Below are 671 nucleotides of genomic sequence, written 5' to 3' on the forward strand. Positions count from 1 at the left end.
GCGCGAACCGCGGACGAGCCGAAGCCATGACCTCTCGCATTGCCGCCCCTCAATCACAAAGTTCGGTCTACCGAATAAAACTATTCGATACACCGTAGTTGATGGGGCGGCACATGACGAGACCCGAGGAACTTGGGTGGTGTCGACGGCTCGTAAGTGCGAGCGCGCCGCAGCGGGGCGCATCACCGCTTGTCATCTGCGTACCGAAATACTACGCTACGTAGTATTTCGGTGTGGGCAGGAAGAGCAGGTGAGACCCGGATGGCGATGCGGGCGAGGAAATCCCGGCGGCCGATGGTGCTGGGAGTCGACTGGCAGACAGCTGCGGATCACGTCGCCGACCGCGCACTTCGTTCTCTCGCGAGTGATGACGACTTCCAGGGTGCGGCGTTACCCATACGACGACGATGATGCACACCGGCAGCATCGAAGCGCCGACGCCGCGACGACCACGCCGCCGGCTTAGCCCCCTACTCAGATTGTGGCGTTCGCTGACGTCGATGAAAACAGCACTCATGCTGCTGTTCCTGTTGGCCGCGGCGGCAATCCCGGGCGCTCTGCTGCCGCAGCGCCCACTCAACGAACAGAAAACAACCCAGTACATTGCCGACCGCGGCGCCCTCGGCACTTGGATGGACAGACTGCAGCTCTTCGACGTCTTCGCCAGCTCG

1 protein-coding gene is annotated in these 671 nt (G+C 62.1%); it reads left to right on the forward strand.

What is annotated here, in order from left to right:
• Positions 1–407: 407 nt before the first annotated feature.
• Positions 408–671: cytochrome c biogenesis protein ResB (locus tag KB201_RS24670; protein WP_211540912.1), on the forward strand; the 264-nt coding region annotated here is incomplete at its 3' end.

The organism is Gordonia sp. SCSIO 19800 (genome assembly GCF_018132775.1).
Taxonomy (GTDB): Bacteria; Actinomycetota; Actinomycetes; order Mycobacteriales; family Mycobacteriaceae; genus Gordonia; species Gordonia hongkongensis.